A 22,732-nucleotide genomic window follows, 5' to 3' on the forward strand; every position below is an offset into this window, starting at 1 on the left:
CGGACGATAGAACTTAGTGACAATCACCGAGTAGTTTGAAGGAGAAAGATGACTGCATCCATCAAGGGTCGCGTCCTTTCAGTCATCATGGCAGTTGCCGTAGCTTTGGGCCTGGCCGTCGTGGCAGGGTCCCAGCCGGCAGAGGCAGCCAACCGCGACTGGCTGCGCCGTGACGCCACTGGTACGTGTGAGTGGGACAAGGTCGGCTGGTGGGTCCAGCGTTGCGACGTATGGTCCCAGGCAATGGGCCGCACCATTCCGGTGCAGGTTCAGCCGGCAAAGCGTGGCGGCAATGCTGCCCTTTACCTGCTAGATGGCCTGCGTGCCACCGATCGCACTAACGCATGGGTAAATGACGTTAATGCTGCCAAGACCTACGAGCCGCACAACATCACCCTCGCTATGCCCGTCGGTGGTGCTGCTTCCTTCTACGCTGACTGGCAGGGTCCTGCTACCTACGACCTGGAAAATCCGGTCAACTATAAGTGGGAGACCTTCCTGACCAGCGAGCTTCCTGGCTACTTGGAGCGCAACTTCGGTGTTGCCCGCAACAATAACTCCATTGCTGGCCTGTCCATGGGCGCCGGTGCCGCCCTGACCCTGGCTGCAAAGCACCCGAACCAGTTCCGTCAGGCGCTGTCCTACTCTGGCTTCCTGACCACCACGGTCCCAGGCGCTCAGACCATGATGCGCTTTGCCATGCTGGATGCGGGCGGATTCAACATCAACGCTATGTACGGTTCCCTGTTTAACCCGAAGCGTTTCCAGAACGATCCGCTGCTGCTTATTCCGAAGTTGCGCAATACCAACCTGTACATCTCCGCAGCTTCTGGTGTCCCAGGCGCCGGCGATAGCCACTACCTTCCGGAGCACCAGGCCGCCGGTGCCGCGCTCGAGTTCGGCTCGAATATCACCACCCGCGTGTGGGAGGGAGCCGCTCGCCTGCAGGGCCTGAACCCGACCGTGGACTACCCGGCACAGGGTCTGCACAACTGGGAGCAGTTCGGCTACCAGCTCAACCGCTCTAAGCCACAGGTGCTTAACGTCATGAACGCTTGGTAATTCTTGCGGCCGAATCCCCTTTCTTAAGGAAAGGGGATTTTCTTTTGCGAAGGGTATCGAACAAATATACGTCTAACTATTGCGGGCGTCTCGGCATTGCGCTAATCTAGGCGTGTCAGTTCGATTGGGTGTGCGAAATTATTCAGAGGGGGAGCTTTCGTGACTACTGCTACCGCACCACCAAAACAGGCGTATTTTTCTACCAATGACATGGAAGACACCGTGTGTGTCATGGCCATGGTGCAAAGAATTCAATCATGGCAACTGTTCCAGGCAGTGCTGCCACAGTTAGAAGACGACGTTGATTGCACACTGGCCGTTTTGTCCAAGAGACTCGGTCTTTCGCGATGGCGGGTATCAAGTGCAATCCAAGCCCACTTTCGGATGCGCGAACTGCCGCTTACTACCGCAGTGCAAACGGAACACTGGATTTTGGACCTTCCGCGACTCCAAGTTATTGACGTGGAATTGCGTCCCCTCGGCGAGGACGAAGCGCAGATCCAACTAGTTGATGCGGCCTTGGCAGATTTCCTCACGCCCAAAGACCCGGGACAGCACGTGCCGACGGAACCGGAAATCCGAAATTTCCTGTGTGGATTCATTGATGGGCTGCTGAAGCCAGATTTATCGGCGCAGATCGAGCGCGCAGTGTCGGTGTCCTATTCGGGTGGACAGGCCACGATTGTGTTGAAGACAGATAAGGCCACTGCGGCGGCAATTTCTAGACATATTGATAAAGCGGCAGCACAAGAGGGGGTTTCAACGGCGGAGGCGCTGGAAAGTCTGATCTTCAACCGCACTAGTACCAAGGTGGTGATTAACACCTATCGCACCGGGGAGGATCCTTCCCGCGTCTTCATTCCTAGCGCAGGATGGTGCGATCTGGGGGAGGACCTGGCCCATGACTCTGCGGTGCGAACTCTTACCGCCGAGGACGTCGAAAAGTATGTTCCCTCAGAAGAAATCCGCGCCTGGGTGCAGGGACGCGACGCGACCTGCCGGTGGCCAGGGTGCTCGATGCCAGCACACTATTGTCAATTGGATCATCGCGTGGAGTACGGCGACAAAGGACCTACCAGTGTGGGAAATCTGGTGAGCTTGTGTCAGCATCACCATAACGTGAAGACGGATGGTCGGGTGCGATACATCATGGACCCGTTTACCGGAGATATTGTCTGGATGTTTGAGGATGGCACTTATGAGGTGGATCGAGCGGCAGGTCCATTGGCGCCCCGGAGTATTCATTGGAAACTGACGTGGGAGCGATTCCTCATGCTCAGGAGGGGTTCATTGCAAGGTATGTGAGTTGGGACTATACAGGGGCGCATGTTCGCTATTGAGAATCCAAACACAGGCAAGAGTGAAGACCAGTTTGAACGTATCGATGATTCGCAGCGCGATGACATCCTAGACCGCTCCACCGCGGCCTACGAGGCATGGCGTAGCACTCGCATCGAGGAGCGTGCTGCGGTTTTGTCCCGCGCAGCTGACCTTTATGAAGAGCGCATTGATGAGTTAGCAGATCACATCGGCCGCGAGATGGGCAAGCTGACCCGTTGGGCCAAGGCCGAGGTACAGATTGTTGCCGATATTTACCGCTATTACTCCGAGCATGCGCACGAGCTGCTTGCCGACGAGTACCTGCCGGCACAGAATGCCGACAAGACCGTAGTGCGCAAGGAGCCGATCGGTCCACTGCTGGGCATCATGCCGTGGAACTTCCCGTACTACCAGGTAGCCCGCTTCGCGGCGCCTAACCTGCTGCTGGGTAACACCATTGTGCTCAAGCACGCTTCCATCTGCCCGCTGTCTTCCCAGGCATGCCAGGACATCCTGGAAGAGGCTGGTCTGCCGAAGGACGCGTACATCAACATCTACGCTTCCGGTTCCCAGATGGATGCCTTTGTAGCGGATAAGCGTATCAAGGGTGTTTCGCTGACCGGCTCGGAGGGCGCAGGTGCTGCCGTGGCCAAGACCGCCGGTGAAAATTACAAGAAGTCCGTGCTGGAGCTAGGCGGCAACGACCCGTTCCTGGTTATTGATGATGAGAACCTGGAGTGGGTCCTGGATCAGTACAACCTGATCCGCATGTACAACACCGGCCAGGCCTGCAACGCACCAAAGCGCCTCATCGTTCTGGAGGACTTCTACGACCGCACCGTGGAGTACCTGGAAAAGAAGATTGGGGACATGAAGGTCGGCACTTATGACGACGAGAATGCCGACATTGGTCCGCTGTCCTCCATCGGTGCTCGCGATGAGATTGTGGAGCGCCTGGAAAAGGCCGCGGCCAATGGTGACGCCAAGATTCGCGTAGGCGGCAAGAAGATTGACCGCGAGGGCGCCTACATGGAGCCTGCGCTGCTTACCGACGTCGACCCATCCACCGACGTAGGCTGCAACGAGATCTTCGGCCCTGTGGCTATTGTTTACAAGGCCAAGGATGTTGAAGAGGCTATCGAGATTGCCAATAACTCGGAGTATGGTCTGTCCAGCTCCGTCTGGGGCACCGACCTGGATGCCGCGTTCGAGGTGGCAAACCAGCTCAACGATGGCATGACGTTTGTCAACGAGGCGTCGGTAACCGCAGCAGGCCTGCCTTTCGGTGGTGTGAACCGCTCCGGCTACGGCCGCGAGCTGGCACGCTGGGGCGTCGGCGAGTTTGTCAACGAGCACCTGTACCGCGTGAGCGGACAGGATAATCCGGGCAACTCCCCGGCCATGTAGCGGCGTGTCAGTCTAGCGTAAGTCTCAAGTTCAACTTAAACTTGAGCACACGATAGACAGCTCACGCCGCAGGCATCGGTCCGGGGGAGGGGAACCCTCGGAAAGGTACCGCGGCAAATCTTCAAGGACGTTTACCTATGCGCAAAAGCACTTCCCCGAGTAAAGCTCGCAAGGGCCTTGCAGTGGCCGCAGTACCTACCGCTATTGCCGTGGGTTTGGCTCTGCTGCCAAACGCCACCGCACAATCTTCCGTAGGCGATCTCTCTTCCGCAATCGGCGGCGATTCCAGCCTGTCCGATCACTTCGCACCGAAGGATCCGCCCGCCCGCACCCCGCTGAACACCGAATACCCGGATGTTAAGGGCCTGCCGGAGGGCGTGAAGATCAACCGCGTGGAGTACCTGACCAACCGCCACCTGATGGTCTACATCAAGTCCGCGGCTATGCCGGACAAAGAGCAGAAGGTGCAGATCCAGCTGGCTCGTGACTGGTACTCCCACCCGGAAAAGAAGTTCCCAGAGGTATGGGCGCTCGACGGCCTGCGTGCACGTGACGATGAGTCCGGCTGGACCATCGAGACCAATATTCTGAACCAGTACGCTGACCGTAACGTCAACCTAGTTATGCCGGTAGGCGGCGAATCTTCCTTCTACTCGGACTGGGAGCAGGCAGACCGCGGTAAGCGCTACATGTGGGAGACCTTCCTCACCAAGGAATTGATCCCCATCTTGGATAATGAGTACCGCTCGAACCACAAGCGTGCGGTCACCGGCCTGTCCATGGGCGGCACGGCCGCGATGAACTTGGCTGAGCGCAACCCGCACCTGTTCAACTTCGTGGGTTCCTTCTCCGGTTACCTGGACACCACTACGCGCGGCATGCCGGAAGCCATCATGGCTGCGCAGCGCGATGCCGGCGGCTATGATTCCCGCAAGATGTGGGGCGAGCCAGGTTCTCAAAACTGGATCGACCACGATCCGAAGCTGGGCATTGAAAACCTGAAGGACATGAAGGTCTATGTCTCTGCAGGTTCGGGCAAGGATGACTTTGGTAACGCCAACTCCGTAGCCAAGGGTCAGGCCAACCTTGCCGGTATGGGCTTGGAGGTCATTTCCCGCATGTCCACCCAGACCTATGTGGACTACGCAAAGCGCGCCAAGATTAACCCAGTGATTAAGTTCCGCCCATCCGGCGTGCACAGCTGGGAATACTGGCAGTTTGAGATGCAGCAGGCATGGCCCTACATCGCAGATGCCCTCGAGATGGACAAAGCTGATCGCGGTGCGGACTGTGAGGCCATCGGCGCCATCGCCAAGGAAACCAAGAGCGGCGTCATTGGCTCTTGCTTGAATAACGAGTACGACGTCGCCAAGAAGGGCAAGGCCCAGGACTTCGAGTCTGGTACCGCTTACTGGTCCCCGGATACCGGTGCGCACGCCCTCTTCGGCCGTATTGGTGCTCGCTACGCCGAGATCGGTGGACCTACCTCCTGGCTGGGCTTCCCTAAGACCGGCGAGTCTAAGACCCCGGACGGCAAGGGTCGCTTCGTGCACTTCGAGCACGGCTCCATCTACTGGTCCCCGGAGACCGGTGCTTGGGAGATTACCGGCGATATGTTCCAGGCCTGGGGCAAGAACGGCTACGAAAAGGGCGACCTGAAGTACCCGACCGGCTCGGTTAAGAAGGTCGGCGAGGGCTACATGCAGGAATTCCAGGATGGCGTCCTGACCCGTAACCCGGATGGCTCCAACCAGGTAGTCCACGGTGCTATCGGCGCCAAGTACAAGGACATGGGCGGCGCTGAATCTGCGCTCGGCTTCCCGACGTCCGGTGAGAACGCCGTCAACGGCGGCTTCTTCCAGACCTTTGAAAAGGGCAGCATCTACTGGTCCCCGAAGACTGGCGCGCACTACATCCTAAAGAGCAAGATCATGGACCGCTGGGGCCAGGCTGGCTGGGAGCAGGGCGAGTTCGGCTGGCCTACTTCTGACTATTCCGAGATTGCCGCTGGCGGCCTGAGCCAGGAATTCCAGCACGGCAAGATCAGTGAGGTCCTCGGCCAGGTTCGGGCCGAGAAGAAGTAGCTATGCGCAAGCTAGTAGTTGTGGGCGCGGCGCTGTGCTTGGGTCTTGCGGGCTGCGATTCCGCCACGGTGGATAGCGAACCGCCGCAAGAGACCGAGGTCGCGCCCCTCGAGCGCGAGTCCGAGGCCCCTTCCTCTTCTTCGGAGAGTGCCACCTCTAAGTCGCAAGAAGACCGCGGTGCGCGCGAGATCTCTGAAATCCCGTCCGCTGAGGTGCCGGAACCGGACGCCAAGTACTTGGACAAGCTCAAGGACGCCGGCGTTAACGTCGATGGCGTAGAGGATCAGCTCCTTGGCGCTGGAAAGGCGGCCTGTGACGAGAATGAGGTCACCATTTCTGCGGTTGCCGGCCAGCTCATCGAGCAGCAGCGCACCACGCTGAGTTTTGAGGAGCTTTCCCAGCTCATCAAGGATTCCGCGCGTTCAGGGATTTGCTAGGTTTAGCTGGTACAACTAATCCATGCGAAAAACTATTACCGTTGTCGCGGCCCTCGTCGTATTAGCTGTCATTGGCGTGGGCGCGTCGCGTTACCTCAACCAAGGCACTGATTCCCCGGCTCCGCACACCACGGAGCAGGCCGCGCCGCCGCAACCGCAGCAGCCTGACTGGTGCCCCCGTGTGGAGTTCATTTCTGCCCCGGGGACTTGGGAGTCCGCGGCTGACGACGACCCCATCAATCCTTCTGCCAACCCTCGCTCGTTCATGCTGTCTATTACGAAGCCGCTGCAGGAGGCCTACGGGGACGATGTGAAGGTCTGGACCCTTCCCTATACCGCGCAATTCAAAAATATTAATGCGCAACATGAGATGAGCTACGACGATTCCCGCACTGAGGGAACCGCCAAGATGAATGACGAGCTGCGTAGCGTTCATCAAAGCTGCCCGGCTACCAAGTTCATTCTGAGCGGCTTTTCTCAGGGCGCGGTGATTGCTGGCGACGTTGCCGATGAGATTGGTGGCGGCCAGGGCGTGGTTCCGGCGGAAAACATCGCAGGCGTGGCCCTTATCGCAGACGGCCGCCGCCAAAATGGCGTCGGGCAAAACCCAGGCCGCAAGGTGGGTGGCGTCGGTGCAGAAATTGCCCTTCAGCCCGTATCCGGATTGGTGCAGCCCATCGTGCCGGGTGCTTCCATGCGTGGTGCGCGCCAGAATGGGTTCGGTAGCCTCGCGGATCGCACCTTCCAAATTTGCGCGCCCAATGATTCGGTGTGTGATGCCCCGCCTAACGTGACCAATGCACTAGAGCGCGCGCAGGGTTTGATTGCCGCGAATGGCGTGCATGCGCAGTACGCCTCCAATAGTGGCGTTATCGATGGCACGACTGCCAACCAGTGGGTAGTGGGCTGGGCCCGCCAGCTTATCGACGCCGCGTAACAACCATTCCCCCAACTCCGATAGTTTTATTAACGAAACCATTTACCTAAGGAGAATCGATGGATCTAAAAGCGCAGATGGGGCAGTTCTTAGCACCCGAGTTCACCTTGGCCCAGTTGGCAGAGAAGCTCTTCCAAGCGGAAACCGACCCAGACCGCGTGGTCATGCGCCAGTGGATCTACGGTGAGGAAGAAACCTGCCGGGAGCTTACCCGCGCACAGGTCAATAACCGCATCAAGGTGGTGGCGGCGCGCCTGCAGCAGATGGCAGAGCCCGGTACCCGCGTGGCCATCTTGGCTGGTAATTCGCCGGAATACGTCTTCGGCTTCTTGGGTGCTCTTTATGCGGGCATGGTGCCGATTCCGCTGTATGACCCCAACGAACCGGGGCACTCGGACCACCTCAAGGCCGTATTTGGTGACTGTGAACCGTCCATCGTGGTGACTAACCGCGTATCGGCGGCGGCAGTGCGCCGGTACTTTTCTGCTCAGCGCGAGCGCCCGCGCATCATTTCCCTCGACGCCCTTCCTGATTCTCTGGCGTCCTCTTGGACTCCTGTGGAAGGAACCGCAGAGGACACTGCCTTCCTGCAGTACACCTCCGGTTCCACCCGTACCCCGGCCGGCGTGGAGCTCACCAATCGCGCGATTATCACCAACGTGGCGCAGATTTTCCAGGCCCTGCAGCTGCAGATGCCGGCCCGCATCGTTTCTTGGCTGCCGATGCACCACGATATGGGCATCATCTTGGCCGTATTTGTCACCATCTTGGGCCTCGACTTCGAGGTGATGACCCCGCGCGATTTCATCCAGCACCCGGATCGCTGGGTCCGGCGCGTGACAGCCGGCAAACAGGCCACCTATACCGCTATCCCGAACTTTGCCTTGGAACTTGCCGCGCGCCACGCCAAGGACGCGGATTTCTCCCACGTGGACGGCATCATTATTGGTTCCGAGCCGGTGACCGAATCGGCCGTGGACTCCTTCCTCGATGCCTTCAGCGTGGACCGTTCCGTACTGCGTCCGTCCTATGGCCTGGCAGAAGCGGCGCTTATTGTGTCTACCCCGCAAACTGACAAGCGCCCGGTCATCGCGCACTTTAACCGCGCGGAGCTGGCCGCAGGTCGCGCCGTCATTGAGGATAAATCCGAAGATACCGTTGCCTACGCCTCCAATGGACAGTGCGTGCCGCACCAGCACCTCGCCATTGTGGATCCGGAAACTCGCACCGAGGTGAAGGACGGCGTTATCGGAGAAATCTGGGTCCACGGTCCCAATATGGCCACCGGCTACCTCAACCGCCCAGAGGAAACTGCTGCGACCTTCCGCAATACGCTGGGTGAGCGCCTGCAGGATGGCCTGCCGGAAGACGATTACTGGATGGCCACCGGAGACTTGGCAACCATCGTGGATGGTGAGCTGTACATTACGGGCCGCCTGAAGGATCTCATCGTCATTGCTGGGCGCAACCATTATCCGCAGGATATTGAGGGCACGGTGCAAGCAGCTTCCGCACAGGTTCGCCCGGATTCCGTTGCAGCCTTTTCCGTGGAAGGCAATGATTCTGAGTCCCTCGTCCTGCTGGTGGAGCGCGCCGATGATGCGCAGCCGTCCGGCGATGCCGAGGCAACCGAGGCCATTCGCACCGCGGTCACTGCCCACCATGGCATTACTCCGGATGACATCGTGTGGAAGGCACCTGGCGAAATCAACCGCACGTCCTCCGGCAAGATTGCGCGCCGCGTAGCCAAGAAGAATTATGTGGGATTCTGATATATCGCTAACAAAGTGACAAAATATAGCGATATACCCCTACGCCATTTAGTATTTTTCCGTAACGAAAGACCTTTTTATGACCATCGAGCAACTGCGAGCATGGCTGCGTGACTGGGTCGCCCAGGCCACCGGTGTTTCCGCCGAAGAGATCCTAGATTCCAAGCCTTTGGAAAATTATGGCCTCTCCTCGCGGGATGCTGTAGTGCTATCCGGCGAGCTGGAAAACCTTCTGGGCACCCGCCTCGATGCCACCGTGGCATATGAGTATCCCACCATCGAGCTGCTGGCGGACCGCCTGCTGAACGCACCGGCGGCGCCCCAGCCGGAAGAGCACGCGCCGCGGATCGCGCAGGGATCTGACGTTGCGGTCATTGGTCTTTCCGGCCGCTTCCCGGGTGCTAAGAATGCCCAAGAGTTCTGGTCTATGTTGGCGGAATCCCGCGCAGGCACCGGCCCGTTGCCAGTAGGCCGGTGGTCCGAGTACTCCGCTGATCCGGTCATGAGCGAGAAGATCGCCCAGCAAAATACCGACGGCGGCTATATCGAAGACATCGCGTCCTTTGATGCGGAATTTTTTGGCCTGTCCCCGCTAGAGGCCGCCAACATGGATCCCCAGCAGCGCATCCTGTTGGAGCTGGTGTGGGAAGCGCTAGAAAACGCTGGTGTTCCCGCCAATGAGCTGCGTGGCACGCAGACCGGCGTGTATATGGGATCGACCAATAATGACTACGGCATGCTCATCGGTGCCGATTCCGCCGAGATGCACCCGTATGCGCTGACCGGCATTTCTTCCGCCGTGGTGGCTAATCGCATTTCCTACGCCCTGGATTTCCGCGGCCCTTCCATCAACGTGGATACGGCTTGCTCCTCCTCCCTCGTGGCGGTGAACCAGGCGATGAAGGATTTGCGCACGGGGAGCGCGGACGTGGCGCTGGCAGGCGGCGTGAATATTCTGGCCGCCCCGCATGCGTCCACGGCGTTCTCGGAGTTGGGCGTTACCTCTCCCACGAGCGCCATTCACGCCTTTTCTGACGACGCCGATGGCATCGTGCGTGCCGACGCCGCCGGCGTCCTCGTGCTCAAGCGCTTGGAGGACGCGGAAGCGGACGGCGACGATATCCTGGCCGTCATCAAGGGCTCGGCCGTCAACTCCGATGGCCACTCTAATGGCCTGACCGCCCCGAACCCGGAGGCACAGGAGGATGTGCTGCGTCGCGCCTATGCTGATGCGGGCGTAAATCCGCAGGACGTGGACTATATCGAAGCCCACGGCACCGGCACTATTTTGGGCGATCCGATCGAGGCCTCTGCCCTGGGCCGCGTGCTCGGTGCGGGCCGCGGGGTCGAAACTCCTATTTTGCTCGGCTCTGCCAAGACCAATATCGGCCACTCTGAATCCGCCGCGGGCGTGGTCGGCCTCATCAAGGTCATCCAGGCCATGCGCAATGACGTGATTCCGGCGAATATCAATTACTCGGCGCCGAATCGCTATATCGATTTCGAGGCCGAGCATCTCGAGGTAGTGGAGGATCCGCGCGAGTGGCCCGAATACTCCGGGCGCAAGGTCGCTGGTGTGTCTGGCTTTGGTTTCGGTGGCACCAATGCGCACGTCGTGCTCACCGATTATCGCGGCGCCCCGGCCAAACGCGCGCCCCAGCTTTCCACCGAAACGGTGGCGTTGCCGGTCTCTGGCCTCTTGCCTTCGCGCCGGGCACGCGCTGCGGCCTTGCTGGCAGACTTCATTGAGGCGGAAAAGCCCGCGCTTGTCGACGTCGCCCGCACCGTCGCCCGCCGCAACCACTCCCGTTCCCGCGCCGTCGTGATGGCTAGCTCCACCGAGGAAGCGGTCAAGCGCCTGCGCCAGGTGGCTGAAGGCAAGGTTTCCGTGGGTATCGCTGCCGCGGATTCCCCGCAGGTTCCGGGACCCGTATTTGTTTACTCCGGGTTCGGATCCCAGCACCGCAAGATGGCGAAGGACATGATTGCGCTCTCGCCGCAGTTCAAAGCTCGCTTGGAAGAGCTCGATGCCATCGTGGACTTTGAGTCCGGCTGGTCCATCCTGGATATCGTCAACGATGATGCCCAAACCTATGACACCGAGACCGCCCAGGTGGCCATTACCGCCATTCAGATTGCATTGACGGACTTGCATGCTTCCTTTGGCGTGCGTCCAGCCGGCGTGATGGGCATGTCCATGGGCGAGATTGCCGCGGCCTATGCCGCAGGCGGCATCTCCGCAGAGGACGCCATGGTTATTGCCTGCCACCGCGCGCGGTTGATGGGTGAGGGTGAGGCGTCGCTAAGCGATGCCGAGCAAGGAGCCATGGCCGTCGTAGAGCTCTCGGCCGAGGATATTGCCGCGCTCGACGGCAATATCGAACCCGCCGTGTATACCGGACCCGGTATGACCACCGTGGGCGGCCCCCGCCAAGAGGTGCTGGACCTGGTGGAAAAGCTCGATGGTGAGGGCAAGTTCGCCCGTGCGCTCAATGTGAAGGCCGCCGGGCATACCTCGGCCGTGGATCCCATCCTGGGTGAGCTGCATGCAGCCATTGCTGGCATGGAGGCCAAGCCGCTGCACACCCCGCTGTTTTCCTCCGTGGATAAGGGTGAGGTTTATCGCCCTGGTACCACCGTGCACGATGAGGACTATTGGCTGCGCATGACCCGCCACTCGGTCTACCTGCAGGATGCCACCGAGGCGGCCTTCAACGCCGGCCACACCCAGCTGGTTGAAATCTCGCCGAACCCGGTGGCGCTGATGGGCCTCATGTCCACCGCCTTCGCCGTGGGCAAGGCGGATGCCCAGCTGCTGTATGCGTTGAAGCGCAAGGTGGATCCCACCGAGTCGTTGCTGGACCTGCTCAGCAAGCTCTATGTCGCCGGTATGCCGGTAGATTTTGGCGCAGTCTTTGGCTCGGGTGCGCGCGTGGAGGCGCCCTATACCCAGTTCAACCGCCAGCGCTTCTGGACCAACGCGCGTCCGTCGGCCGGCGTTTCCGGCCTGCCGGGCGCACGCGTCAACCTGCCAGAGGGCAAGGTGGCCTTCTCCACCAATGCGGACCAGGCGCCATCCGCGCTGGCCATCGTGGAGGCCGCGGCCGAGGCCGTTCAGCCTGGGGCGCGCATCATCGCCACCGAGGAGCACGCCGACCTGCCAGCGCGCGGTGAGGTCACCACGGTGGTAAGCCAGTCCATCGGTGGTATGTCCGTAGCCGTCTACGCCGTCCGTGGCGCACAGACCGAGCTTTTGGCGGAAGGCTTTGCCTCCGCCCTGGACTTGGGCGCGGCGCCTATCCCGGGCGTGGCCGATGTGCCTGAAAGCGAGCCTGCAGCAACCGCAGAAGTTGATGCCGTGCGCTGGGATCCTGCGGAGGAAACCGTGGAGGATCGCCTCGCACTCATCGTGTCGGAATCCATGGGCTACGACGTCTCTGACCTGCCGCGCGAGCTGCCGCTCATTGACTTGGGCCTGGATTCCCTGATGGGCATGCGCATTAAGAACCGCGTGGAAAATGACTTCCAGATTCCGCAGCTGCAGGTGCAGGCGCTTCGCGACGCCTCTTTGGCAGACGTCATTGCCATGGTGGAAGAGGCCGTCGCTGGCGGCAGCGTGGATACCAGCGACATTGCTTCTGCGGATACGCCTGCACCAGAAGAAGACGAGCCCGGCCAGGGCGTCGGCGTTGCCCCGCGCGATGCCTCGGAGCGCATGGTCTTTGGTACCTGGGCCACCTTCACGGGAAAGGCAGCGGCGGGCGTTACCTCGGCGCTGCCTGAGGTGAGCGACGAGGTAGCGGCCCAGATCGCCGAGCGCCTCACCGAGCGCGTCGGCATCGAGGTCACCGCCCAGCAGGTCCACGAGGCCGAGGCCCTAGAGACGTTGGCCGACCTCGTCCGCGAAGGACTGGAGACTGAGGTAGAAGGCAATATCCGCGTTCTGCGCGAGGCTGATGGTCCTGCCGTATTCATGTTCCACCCAGCCGGCGGCACCACTGTGGTCTACCAGCCACTGACTCGCCGCCTGCCCGAGGACGTGGCGGTCTACGGCGTAGAGCGCATTGAGGGCTCGCTGGAGGAGCGTGCCGAGGCCTATATCGAGGACATCCTGCACTATGCGCGCGGCCGCAAGGTCGTGCTCGGCGGATGGTCCTTTGGCGGCGCGCTGGCCTACGAGGTGGCCTATCAGCTGCATCAGCGCACCCAGCGCGGTCAGGATTCGGCGGACGTGGCGTTCATTGCGCTGCTGGATACCACCCAGCCGTCGAACCCAGCGCCGGATACCCCGGAAGAAACCCGCGCCCGGTGGGAGCGCTACGCGGCCTTTGCCAAGAAGACCTATGGCCTGGACTTTGAGCCGCCGTACGAGATGCTTGAGACCATGGGCGAGGATGCGCTCATGACCATGCTGGCGGAGTTCCTCGCTACTACCGACGCCTCTGCGCACGGCCTGGCCGCCGGCGTACTGGAGCACCAGCGCGCTTCCTTTGTGGATAACCAGATTCTGGCCAAGATCGACTTCCATCGCTGGGCCGATGTCACCGTGCCGGTGCTGCTTTTCCGTTCCGAGCGCATGCACGACGGTGCGATTGAGCTGGAGCCGCGCTACGCTGAGATTGACCCCGACGGCGGTTGGGGAGTTATCGTTAAGGATCTAGAAATTGTGCAGCTGCAAGGCGATCACCTTGCAGTGCCAGACGAGCCGGCCATCGGCATCGTGGGCAAGCATATGGACGAATGGATCGAGGAGAAGATACGTGGCGGCCAAGCAGACAACCGCTGAGAAACTCGCTGACCTGCGCGAGCGCCTTGATAAGGCGCAGGACCCAGGCAGTGAGCGCTCCCGCAAACGCCGCGACGAGGCTGGGCGCACCACGCCTCGTCAACGCATTGATGAATTGCTAGATGAGGGTTCCTTCGTCGAAACCGGCTCCTTGGGTAAGACCCCAGGTGACCCTGACGCCATTTATTCCGATGGCGTGGTCACCGGTTATGGCCGCATCTCCGGCCGCCCAGTGTGTATCTACGCCCATGATAAGACCGTCTACGGCGGCTCTGTCGGCGTGACCTTTGGCAAGAAGGTCACCGAGGTCATGGACATGGCCATCAAGATTGGCTGCCCGGTTATCGGTATCCAGGATTCCGGCGGCGCCCGCATTCAAGATGCGGTGACCTCGCTGGCCATGTACTCCGAGATCGCCCGCCGCCAGCTCCCGCTGTCCGGCCGTAGCCCGCAGATTTCCATCATGATGGGCAAGTCCGCCGGTGGCGCCGTCTATGCTCCCGTGACCACGGACTTTGTCATTGCCGTGGACGAGGAAGCGGAAATGTATGTCACCGGCCCGAACGTCATCCGTGAGGTTACCGGTGAGGACATCACCTCCGCCGAGCTGGGCGGCGCTCGCCAGCAAGAGCTCAACGGTAACGTCTCGGCAGTCGTCCCCTCCGAGGATGACGCCTTTGACATGGTCCGCGATCTTCTCGACCACCTGCCGCTGACCTGCTTTGATGAGTCACCGGAGTTCGCTGCGCCTTCCGACGCCGAAGTGGCCGAAGACGAAGAGCTCAATGCCTTCATGCCGGATGACACCAATGCTGGCTACGACATGATGGACTTGTTGACCCAGTTGGGCGATGACGAGGACCTCATTGAGATTCAAGAAAACTTCGCGCCCAATATGATCACCGCCTTCGGCCGCATCGATGGCAGGACCGTCGGCTTTGTGGCCAATAACCCCATGCACCTTGCGGGCTGCATTGATGCCGACGCCGCCGATAAGGGCGCGCGTTTTATCCGCATTTGCGATGCTTACAATATTCCGCTGGTCTTCGTAGTGGATACCCCGGGCTACCTGCCGGGCGTGGAACAGGAGAAGGTGGGCCTTATCCACCGCGGCGCCAAGTTTGCCTTCGCCGTGGTGGAAGCCACCGTGCCGAAGGTCTCGCTCATCGTGCGCAAAGCCTACGGCGGTGCCTATGCGGTAATGGGCTCGAAGAACCTGACCGGCGATATCAACCTGGCGTGGCCGACCGCGCAGATCGCCGTGATGGGCGCGGCCGCTGCCGTGGTAATGATCGCCGGCAAGCAGCTCGAGGCCGCCGAGACCCCGGAACAGCGTGAGATGACCAAGAAGATGTTCATGGACTTCTACGATGAGACCATGACCGCTCCTTATGTTGCGGCCGAGCGTGGCTATCTAGACGCTATGATTCAGCCGAATCAGTCCCGCTTGGCGCTCCGTCAGGCACTGCGCCAGCTGGCCACCAAGCAGGAAAGCGATCTGCCGAAGAAGCACACTATTGCCCCGATGTAATGCCTTGTGCTTGGATAGCATATAAAGAGCTAATCCTAGTGAAGGAGTTATCTATGATTCTGTCTAGCGCTGTGGACATCGTCAGCGAGATCATTGGTTTCGTGGTCGATATTCTGAATCAGGCAGGCATTCAGGTAAGTTCCAAGTAAGTGGAGCAAAAAAGAAGGAGGGTTAAACCCTCCTTCTTTTTTATTTGCGGGCGAAAAGCCGCCAGCCAAAGAAAAATAGCGCTGACATCACCGTCGCTACGATGAGGAAGCTCCAGTGCGGCAGGCGGCCGTTGACGAGCATCCACAGGGCCATGCCGCCCACGACGGTGCTCAGCCAGACGATGCCGCCCTCCTTCCACTTGCCCTGGACCTTGGTAGCGAGGATGATGACCCAGCCGATAAGCGCGCCTACGGCCCAGGGCCAAAAGGCATCTACCCAGGTGGAAAAGCTCAAACCGCCGTGGGCGAGGCGGGCAGCCACGGCGAAGAGCATCAGGGCGATGATATCGATAATGGGGGCGATTCTCATGCGTTTTCCTTTCGGTTCAAGGCGGCGTAGGTAATGCCCTTGCGGGCATAGTGCCAGAAGTAGATTACCCAGCCAATGATGGTGATCAAGGCAAAGGAGATGAGGCGGTAGATGATGGCCGCGCCGGTAGCGTCCACCGCGGTCATGCCCGTGGCCACCAGAGTGGCGATGATGGCGGCTTCCACCGTTCCGAGGCCGGCCGGCGTGACCTGAGCAGAGCCGGCAAGCTTAGCGGTGAGATAGGCCAGCGCCACGCCGGCCATCGTCGTGGTGTCCTCGCCAGCGTGCAGGGCGGGCAGGTGGCCGGTAACGGCCCACACGCAGCCCCATAGCGAGACCATGTCGATCAGGCGGTTGGCCAAAGAGTAGAAGGAGACCCAACCGAATTGGCGGCGGGTAAGGTGAACTTCCTCCAGATTCTTGACCTGGTCCACGAGGGCTTCGCGCTTGGAGCCCTTAATGAGCTTTTGGCGGTTGAGCCAGCGGATAATGGTATCCGGATGATTGGTCAGCCAGAACAGGCCGCCAGAAAGCGCCAGCATGAGCACCAAGGTGCCGATGAGGGACCAGAGCGCCATATCCGCGTTGAGGAAGAGCACGCCACCCAAGCCGATGAGCACGAGCCACATGGTGGAAATCGCAGAGGACAGCACGAAGAACCAGCCACACAGCATGACGGACGCGCCCCACGTGCGCTGCACGTAGAAGGTGAGGATGGCGGAAAAAGCCGGGCCGGCCGGAAGAGTGGTGGACCAGGCATTAGCGGCCAACGTCAGTGCTGCGGTTTCTGAGGCCGGTACCTTGACGCCACCGGCGCGAATGAGCAGGCGCATGACCTCGCCCATGGCGAGTACCGCCACGATGGAGGCGATGATCACCAGTGCTATCGCGGCCGGGTTGGAATGAGAAAGCCGCGAGAAGCCTTCGCGCAGGAAGTCCAGCTCATCGCGGAAGACATAAACCAAGACCAGCAGGACGATGAACGAGGCGATAAGGCGCAGCCAATTCTTCACTTACTTACCCCCTTCGAGGCGTTGTTTGAGCTCAGTGAAGGGAACAGTCTTGCCGCGGTGGGTCGCACCGCCGGTCAAAGTGGTGGTGGCGTGGCGCAGCCAGCTAGGGGCCCACCAGTTATCTTCGCGCAGCAAGTGCATGACGGCCGGGACGAGGAGCATGCGGACAATGGTGGCGTCGATAAGCAGGGCAAAAATCATGCCGTAGGCAATGTATTTCATCATCACGATATCGGAGAAGCCGAACGCGCCGGAGACCACGATCATAATAAGCGCCGCCGCGGTAATAATGCCGCCGGTATGCGCGGTGCCGGCCGCAATGGACTCGTCGGTAGAAGCGCCGCGTCGGCGGGCCTCCACCATGCGGGAGATCAAAAAGACCTCGTAATCGGTGGACAGGCCGTAAACAATGGCGATGATAAGCACCAAGATGGGGCTCATGAGGGGGCCAGGGGTGAAGTTGAGAGCGCTCGAGCCAAGGCCAGTAACGAACATCAGGGTCAAGATGCCCAGCGTAGCCCCCAAGGTCAAAAGCGTCATCACGATGGCCTTGAGCGGCAGCACAAAGGAACCGAATACCAGCGCCATGAGCAGGAACGTGGCCAGCACCACGTAGAGTGCCATCCAGGGCAGCTTGTGGAACAGCGCATCAAGGGATTCCACTTCCATGGCAGGCGTGCCGCCCACATAAAGGTTTACGCCCTCGGGTGCCTTTATTTGCTCCAGTTCGTGGACAATCTTCGCGTAATCATCGCGGTCTTTAATGCCGGCGGAAAGGACGGTGGTTCCCTCCTTGGTTGCCGTTGTCGGCGCCATGGGCTCGGTGAGGCCTTCGAGGCCGCGGACTTGCATGACGACGTCGACAAGCTGTTGGTTCGATGCATTCTCCACAACGAGCTTGACTGGCTCCGTGCGGAAGGCGGGGAATTCTTCGTTAAATTTATCCTGTGCCACGCGGGTGTCCTGGTCCGGTGGCAGGTAGGACTCGTTGATGCCGCCGAAGGTGATGCTCATGATAGGCAGGGTCAATGCGATGAGCAGGCCACACACGGCGATGGTTAGCCCGCGGGCATGGCGCATCGCCCAGCGCGGCAGCTTGTACCACCAGGTGTCTTGAATCGTGCGTGCCGTTCTAGAGGTGCGGCGTACAGACCAGGTATCGATCTTGGGGCCGAGCATGCCAAAAATGGAGGGCAGCACGGTGACCGAAAGCAGTGCTGCTAGCCCCACAGCGGAAATGGAGCCATAGGCCACGGACTTGAGGAAGGCCTGGGGGAAGAGGAAAAGGCCGGAAACCGCAACGGCAACCATGGCCGCAGAGAAAACCACGGTTTGGCCGGCCGTTGCAGTGGTGGTGGCCACGGCTTCCTCGGTGGAGCGGCCCTTGTCCAGCTCCTCGCGGAAGCGCGAAACCATAAAGAGGCCATAATCGATGGCTAGGCCGAGGCCCAGCAGCGTGACGACGGCCTGGGCAAAGACATTGACCTGCGAGAACCCGGCCAGGATGGACAGGATGCCCAAAGAGCCCAAGATGGAGAGGCCGCCGACCACCAGCGGCATGCAGGCCGCAACGACGGAACCAAAGACCACCAGCAGGAGGATGCCTACCAGTGGAAGGGCGGCCTTTTCGGCGCGGGAGATATCGTGGGACATTCCCTCATCCAGGGCATCAGCAACCGCGGTGGCACCCGCAATCTCCACCGGTGCGGTGGTGTCCGTAAGCGCGCCCTCGATGGCGCGGAAATCTTTCAGCGTCTGCTCGTCATCGCCTTTCAGCCCGATGGCGGCGAAGGCCAGCGAATGATCAGCATTGACCAGGTTCGGGTTCTTCGTGTCGAAGTAGCTGGTCACCGAGTCAATCTGGTCCGGATACTCCGATTTCAACTGCGCCAAGTGCTGCTTTGCGGCGTCGAAGTTCTCGTCGGGGGAGTGGAAGAGCAAGATGACATCGCCGGAGTTATCGCGGCCGAATGCTTCCTGCTCGATCTGGGCCGCGCTTGTCGACGCCGCATTGGGATCCTCCCAGCCCTCCTGGCTCATGCGGTCTTCGAGCTGCAAGCCAAAGCCGATAAAGAGCGCAAGGATGGCAGCGACGATGACGGCGGGGATGAGCCGGCGGTGCGCATAGGAAAAACGTCCCCATTTTTCAAACATCGGGGTAGCCTCCTAGCGGTTATTAAGCAGCGCAGCCAGGGGACGGAATGGCTGCAGCCATGCACCACCCTCGGGCAGGTTATCCAGGTTCACGCGCGGTAGCGGCTCGCGGAATACACCCTCGATATCTTCCAGGTCCACAAAATTGATATCCGCGTGGCCTACGGCCCATGCAGCATGCTCATGGAAACCGAGGACCGTCACCGGAAGGCCTTCCGCGATGAGCTCTTCCAAAGGTTCCTGGAAATTCTGGCCATCGGCGGAAGCCACAATCACGCCGGCTAGATCCTCACGGAGGCTTTCGATGTGGTCGAGCATATCCGGATCCACGTCATCGTCTTCGTGGATCTTGGGCTTGGCAAAAACACCGAAGCCCACGTTGCGGATGGCTTCTACCCATGGCCGGATGACATCGGCGCCGCCCGGGGTGACATTAGTAAAGACATCGGCGCGCGGCTCGGCATCAACGTCCTGGGCAAGGTGTACCAGCCAGCGGCCGATGGCGTCGAAGCGCGGGCGGTGTGCGGCGGTGGGGCGGCCACCGAGCAGGGAGCCCAGGCCCATGTCCATATTGGGCGCATCCCAGACAAGTAGGTAGGTGCTCATTTATTTCTTCTCCCAGAGATACTCCGTGATGACGTGCTCTTTATCTAGGCCCTTGCCCTCAAACTTGGTGATGACCTGACGGTCCACCAACTGCGGGCACTCTGGCCACGGCCAGCCCTTGTAATCCAGGCTCGGCTCTACGTCCACAAGCTCATCGATCCACTCGGCGTATCCGGCGTGGTCGGTAGCAACGTGCAGCACGCCGCCCTTCTTCAGGCGGGAAGCAAAAAGGTTGAGTGTGCCCGACTGGATGATGCGGCGCTTATGGTGGCGGGCCTTTGGCCAGGGATCCGGGAAGAAGACGCGGATGCCATCAAGGGATTCCGGAGCAAACATGCGCACCATGACCTCGATGCCATCGCCGCGAATCATGCGGATATTGTCGATGCCCTCGCGCTCGATCTGGCCCAGTAGCTTGGCCAAGCCCGGCTTGTAGAGTTCGACGGCGATGATATTGGTATCGGCTTCCTTCGGCGCCATGGCGGCGGTAGAGGTACCCGTGCCGGATCCAATTTCCACGATGGTCTTGGCGCCGCTGCGGCCAAACCAGGCATCGAGGTTAATGACCTCGTCTTCCAGCGTGCGGCCTAGTTCTGGCCAGCGCTTTTCAAAAAGCTCATGCTGATTGTCGGTCAGCGTGCCGCGGCGGAAAGTGACGTTGCCTAGGCGGGGATAGTCGAGATCGTTGTCGAATACGGCATTGAAGTCGGTCTGTGGTGGGCGCCCTGGAGGCATTTCTCCAGCGCGGGTGTTTTGAGAGTTATCTGTGTTATTCATTGCGGCCTATTTTTCCCTGCTTAGCCTTGCCAAGCAATACGCCGCGCCGGGGATCACGTGTGGCGAAGCCAATCCTGGTATAACCAGTGGGCCCGGTTGGGGGTGGAAGATTATCGTTTTGGTTGCCGCTAGGGAGGGGAATAGACCCCCAGACAGGGGGATGGGAAAAGGCGATTTTTAACACAGTATCTGTGGTTGCGCTTGGTGAAGTTCTGGTAAACGCGGTGGATATAACCGGTGTGACAAAATCTGCGCAAATTATTCGGACAAGCACGTTAATCTTGAGGTGGAAGGCACAGTTGGGGATTTATTTCCCCAATTTTCACACCCACCCTCAGGAGAATTACTAATGACCGCCACTATCCCAGGGCTCGTCGGAGAGCTGCCGACTAAAAACGAAAAGCTTATCGGCTGGATCAGCGAGAACGTTGAGCTTTTCCAGCCGGACCAGGTGGTCTTTGTAGACGGCTCCCAGGACGAAGCTGACCGTTTGGCCGCAGAGCTGGTGGAAAAGGGCACGCTTATCAAGCTGAATGAGGAAAAGCGCCCTAATTCCTACCTGGCTCGCTCCAATCCTTCCGACGTTGCCCGTGTGGAATCCCGCACCTTCATCTGTACCGAGAATGAAGAAGGCGCCGGCCCGACCAATAACTGGGCGCCGCCAGCTGCGATGAAGGAAGAAATGACGGAGGCATTCCGTGGTTCCATGAAGGGCCGCACCATGTACGTGGTTCCCTTCTGTATGGGCCCTATTAGCGATCCGGAACCAAAGCTGGGCGTGCAGCTGACTGACTCCGCCTATGTGGTGCTCTCCATGCGCATCATGACCCGCATGGGTGCGCAAGCCTTGGACAAGATTGGTCCCGAAGGCGATTTCGTCCACGCCCTGCACTCCGTGGGTGCCCCGCTGGAGCCGGGCCAGGAAGATGTGGCATGGCCGTGCAATGACACCAAGTACATCACCCAATTCCCGGAGACCAAGGAAATCTGGTCCTACGGTTCTGGCTACGGCGGCAACGCTATCCTGGCAAAGAAGTGCTACGCGCTGCGCATCGCTTCTGTCATGGCCAAGGAAGAGGGCTGGATGGCTGAGCACATGCTCATCCTGAAGCTCACCAACCCAGAGGGCAAGAAGTACCACGTCGCTGCCGCCTTCCCGTCGGCATGCGGCAAGACCAACCTGGCCATGATTACCCCGACCATTCCGGGCTGGAAGGCTGAGGTCGTCGGTGACGATATTGCTTGGCTGCACCTGCGCGAGGACGGCCTTTACGCAGTCAACCCGGAAAATGGTTTCTTCGGCGTGGCCCCTGGCACCAACTACGGTTCCAACCCGATTGCCATGCAGACCATGGAGCCGGGCAACACCATCTTCACCAACGTTGCGCTTACCGACGACGGCGATGTCTGGTGGGAGGAGATGTCCAAGGAGGCGCCAGAGCACCTCATCGACTGGACCGGTCAGGATTGGACTCCGTCTTCCTCCACCAAGGCTGCGCATCCGAACTCTCGTTACTGCGTCCCGATTTCCCAGTGCCTGAGCGCCGCTCCGGAGTACGACGACTGGCAGGGCGTGAAGATCGACGCCATCCTCTTCGGTGGCCGCCGCAAGACCACCGTTCCGCTGGTAACCCAGGCCTTTGACTGGAACCACGGCACCATGATCGGTGCCCTGCTGGCTTCCGGCCAGACCGCTGCAGCAGAGGGCAGCGTCGGCACCCTGCGCCACGATCCGATGGCTATGCTTCCGTTCATCGGTTACAACGCCGGTGACTACCTGCAGCACTGGATCGATATGGGTGAAAAGGGCGGCGACCGCATGCCGTCTATCTTCCTGGTTAACTGGTTCCGCCGTGGCGACGACGGCCGCTTCCTGTGGCCGGGCTTCGGGGAGAACTCCCGCGTGCTCAAGTGGATCATTGACCGCATTGAGGGCAATGTTGAGGCCGAGGAAACCGTCGTGGGCAACACCGCTCGCGCCGAGGATATCGACCTCGAGGGAATCGACTTCGATATCGAGGACGTTCGCGCCGCTCTTGCCGTCAACCCGAAGGATTGGGAAGGCGATATGCAGGATAACGCCAGCTACCTCAACTTCCTGGGCTCCCGCGTGCCGTCTGAGGTGTGGGACCAGTTCCACGCCCTGAAGGAGCGCGTAGAAAACGCCTCTTAAAAACTAGGCTCAGCCAACCCCCAGCGACGTCATTGAACTGGCCCCCAAAAGTTGGACTGGTTTAATTCTAGGCGGTGAGGGGTTCAAGGGCCTGATTCCGATATTGCATCGGGGTCAGGCCCTTGAGTCGTTGTTGGATGCGTTCGGTGTTGTA

The 22,732-nt window shown here is 60.1% G+C and carries 16 protein-coding genes; 10 read left to right on the forward strand and 6 right to left on the reverse strand.

What is annotated here, in order from left to right:
- The first annotated feature begins 48 nt into the window (after nucleotides 1-48).
- From MHY13_RS06265 to MHY13_RS06305, 9 genes are all read left to right on the forward strand, one after another.
- A complete protein-coding gene (locus MHY13_RS06265) occupies nucleotides 49-1,062 on the forward strand; it encodes an alpha/beta hydrolase family protein (protein WP_049377543.1) in 1,014 nt (337 codons plus the stop codon).
- Nucleotides 1,063-1,221: 159 nt separating this feature from the next.
- Nucleotides 1,222-2,367 (forward strand): HNH endonuclease signature motif containing protein, encoded by a 1,146-nt coding sequence (locus MHY13_RS06270; RefSeq protein ID WP_239282395.1) that lies wholly within the window; start codon nucleotides 1,222-1,224, stop codon nucleotides 2,365-2,367.
- A gap of 21 nt (nucleotides 2,368-2,388) precedes the next feature.
- Complete coding sequence (locus tag MHY13_RS06275; RefSeq protein WP_204610785.1) at nucleotides 2,389-3,789, forward strand: NAD-dependent succinate-semialdehyde dehydrogenase; 1,401 nt, start codon at nucleotides 2,389-2,391, stop codon at nucleotides 3,787-3,789.
- Nucleotides 3,790-3,926: 137 nt separating this feature from the next.
- Nucleotides 3,927-5,873, forward strand: a complete 1,947-nt coding sequence (locus tag MHY13_RS06280) for an alpha/beta hydrolase-fold protein (protein ID WP_239191821.1) — start codon at nucleotides 3,927-3,929, stop codon at nucleotides 5,871-5,873.
- 2 nt (nucleotides 5,874-5,875) lie between these two features.
- On the forward strand, nucleotides 5,876-6,310 hold the full coding sequence (locus MHY13_RS06285) for a DUF732 domain-containing protein (RefSeq protein ID WP_239191819.1): 435 nt from the start codon (nucleotides 5,876-5,878) through the stop codon (nucleotides 6,308-6,310).
- A gap of 22 nt (nucleotides 6,311-6,332) precedes the next feature.
- Complete coding sequence (locus MHY13_RS06290; RefSeq protein WP_239191817.1) at nucleotides 6,333-7,247, forward strand: cutinase family protein; 915 nt, start codon at nucleotides 6,333-6,335, stop codon at nucleotides 7,245-7,247.
- 59 nt (nucleotides 7,248-7,306) lie between these two features.
- Nucleotides 7,307-9,019, forward strand: coding sequence for a FadD32-like long-chain-fatty-acid--AMP ligase (locus MHY13_RS06295; protein ID WP_239282397.1), 1,713 nt, complete (start codon nucleotides 7,307-7,309; stop codon nucleotides 9,017-9,019).
- Between the two features lie 79 nt (nucleotides 9,020-9,098).
- Nucleotides 9,099-13,805 (forward strand): type I polyketide synthase, encoded by a 4,707-nt coding sequence (locus MHY13_RS06300; RefSeq protein ID WP_239282399.1) that lies wholly within the window; start codon nucleotides 9,099-9,101, stop codon nucleotides 13,803-13,805.
- The gene (locus tag MHY13_RS06305; protein ID WP_239282401.1) at nucleotides 13,780-15,336 is read left to right on the forward strand and encodes an acyl-CoA carboxylase subunit beta; all 1,557 of its coding nucleotides are present in this window, start codon (nucleotides 13,780-13,782) and stop codon (nucleotides 15,334-15,336) included. The genes MHY13_RS06300 and MHY13_RS06305 overlap by 26 nt, the downstream gene beginning before the upstream one ends.
- Nucleotides 15,337-15,525: 189 nt before the next feature.
- On the opposite strand, the gene MHY13_RS06310 is transcribed toward MHY13_RS06305, so the two are convergent.
- Genes MHY13_RS06310 through trmB form a run of 5 tightly spaced genes read right to left on the reverse strand, consistent with a single transcriptional unit; the run spans nucleotide 15,526 to nucleotide 20,405 of the window.
- Entirely contained in the window at nucleotides 15,526-15,855 is a 330-nt protein-coding gene (locus MHY13_RS06310) for a DUF3054 domain-containing protein (protein WP_204610794.1), read from the reverse strand.
- Nucleotides 15,852-16,868, reverse strand: a complete 1,017-nt coding sequence (locus tag MHY13_RS06315; RefSeq protein WP_239282403.1) for a YbhN family protein — start codon at nucleotides 16,866-16,868, stop codon at nucleotides 15,852-15,854. The genes MHY13_RS06310 and MHY13_RS06315 overlap by 4 nt, the downstream gene beginning before the upstream one ends.
- Nucleotides 16,869-19,022 carry an MMPL family transporter gene (locus MHY13_RS06320; RefSeq protein WP_239282404.1) on the reverse strand — a complete coding sequence of 718 codons (2,154 nt, stop codon included), beginning with the start codon at nucleotides 19,020-19,022 and terminating at the stop codon, nucleotides 16,869-16,871. It abuts the gene before it with no gap.
- A 12-nt stretch (nucleotides 19,023-19,034) separates the two neighbouring features.
- Nucleotides 19,035-19,628, reverse strand: coding sequence for an NYN domain-containing protein (locus MHY13_RS06325; RefSeq protein WP_005325427.1), 594 nt, complete (start codon nucleotides 19,626-19,628; stop codon nucleotides 19,035-19,037).
- Nucleotides 19,629-20,405: a tRNA (guanosine(46)-N7)-methyltransferase TrmB gene (gene trmB / locus MHY13_RS06330; RefSeq protein WP_239282406.1), complete on the reverse strand. Its 777-nt coding sequence runs from the start codon at nucleotides 20,403-20,405 to the stop codon at nucleotides 19,629-19,631.
- Between the two features lie 349 nt (nucleotides 20,406-20,754).
- Between trmB and MHY13_RS06335 the strand changes: the two genes are divergently transcribed.
- Entirely contained in the window at nucleotides 20,755-22,578 is a 1,824-nt protein-coding gene (locus MHY13_RS06335; protein WP_239282408.1) for a phosphoenolpyruvate carboxykinase (GTP), read from the forward strand.
- A 67-nt stretch (nucleotides 22,579-22,645) separates the two neighbouring features.
- On the opposite strand, the gene MHY13_RS06340 is transcribed toward MHY13_RS06335, so the two are convergent.
- Nucleotides 22,646-22,732 (reverse strand): IS3 family transposase (locus MHY13_RS06340; protein WP_239282412.1); only part of this gene is annotated, 87 nt, incomplete at its 5' end.

Origin of the sequence: Corynebacterium sp. ACRPE (genome assembly GCF_022347435.1) — a bacterium.
GTDB classification, from domain to species: Bacteria; Actinomycetota; Actinomycetes; order Mycobacteriales; family Mycobacteriaceae; genus Corynebacterium; species Corynebacterium tuberculostearicum_D.

Coding starts and splice junctions, on each gene's coding strand:
- MHY13_RS06295 (WP_239282397.1), top strand. CDS start 7,307: ATGGATCTAAAAGCGCAGATGGGGCAGTTCTTAGCACCCGAGTTCACC.
- MHY13_RS06325 (WP_005325427.1), bottom strand. CDS start 19,628: ATGAGCACCTACCTACTTGTCTGGGATGCGCCCAATATGGACATGGGC.
- trmB (WP_239282406.1), bottom strand. CDS start 20,405: ATGAATAACACAGATAACTCTCAAAACACCCGCGCTGGAGAAATGCCT.
- MHY13_RS06285 (WP_239191819.1), top strand. CDS start 5,876: ATGCGCAAGCTAGTAGTTGTGGGCGCGGCGCTGTGCTTGGGTCTTGCG.
- MHY13_RS06275 (WP_204610785.1), top strand. CDS start 2,389: ATGTTCGCTATTGAGAATCCAAACACAGGCAAGAGTGAAGACCAGTTT.
- MHY13_RS06280 (WP_239191821.1), top strand. CDS start 3,927: ATGCGCAAAAGCACTTCCCCGAGTAAAGCTCGCAAGGGCCTTGCAGTG.
- MHY13_RS06335 (WP_239282408.1), top strand. CDS start 20,755: ATGACCGCCACTATCCCAGGGCTCGTCGGAGAGCTGCCGACTAAAAAC.
- MHY13_RS06320 (WP_239282404.1), bottom strand. CDS start 19,022: ATGTTTGAAAAATGGGGACGTTTTTCCTATGCGCACCGCCGGCTCATC.
- MHY13_RS06310 (WP_204610794.1), bottom strand. CDS start 15,855: ATGAGAATCGCCCCCATTATCGATATCATCGCCCTGATGCTCTTCGCC.
- MHY13_RS06290 (WP_239191817.1), top strand. CDS start 6,333: ATGCGAAAAACTATTACCGTTGTCGCGGCCCTCGTCGTATTAGCTGTC.
- MHY13_RS06300 (WP_239282399.1), top strand. CDS start 9,099: ATGACCATCGAGCAACTGCGAGCATGGCTGCGTGACTGGGTCGCCCAG.
- MHY13_RS06265 (WP_049377543.1), top strand. CDS start 49: ATGACTGCATCCATCAAGGGTCGCGTCCTTTCAGTCATCATGGCAGTT.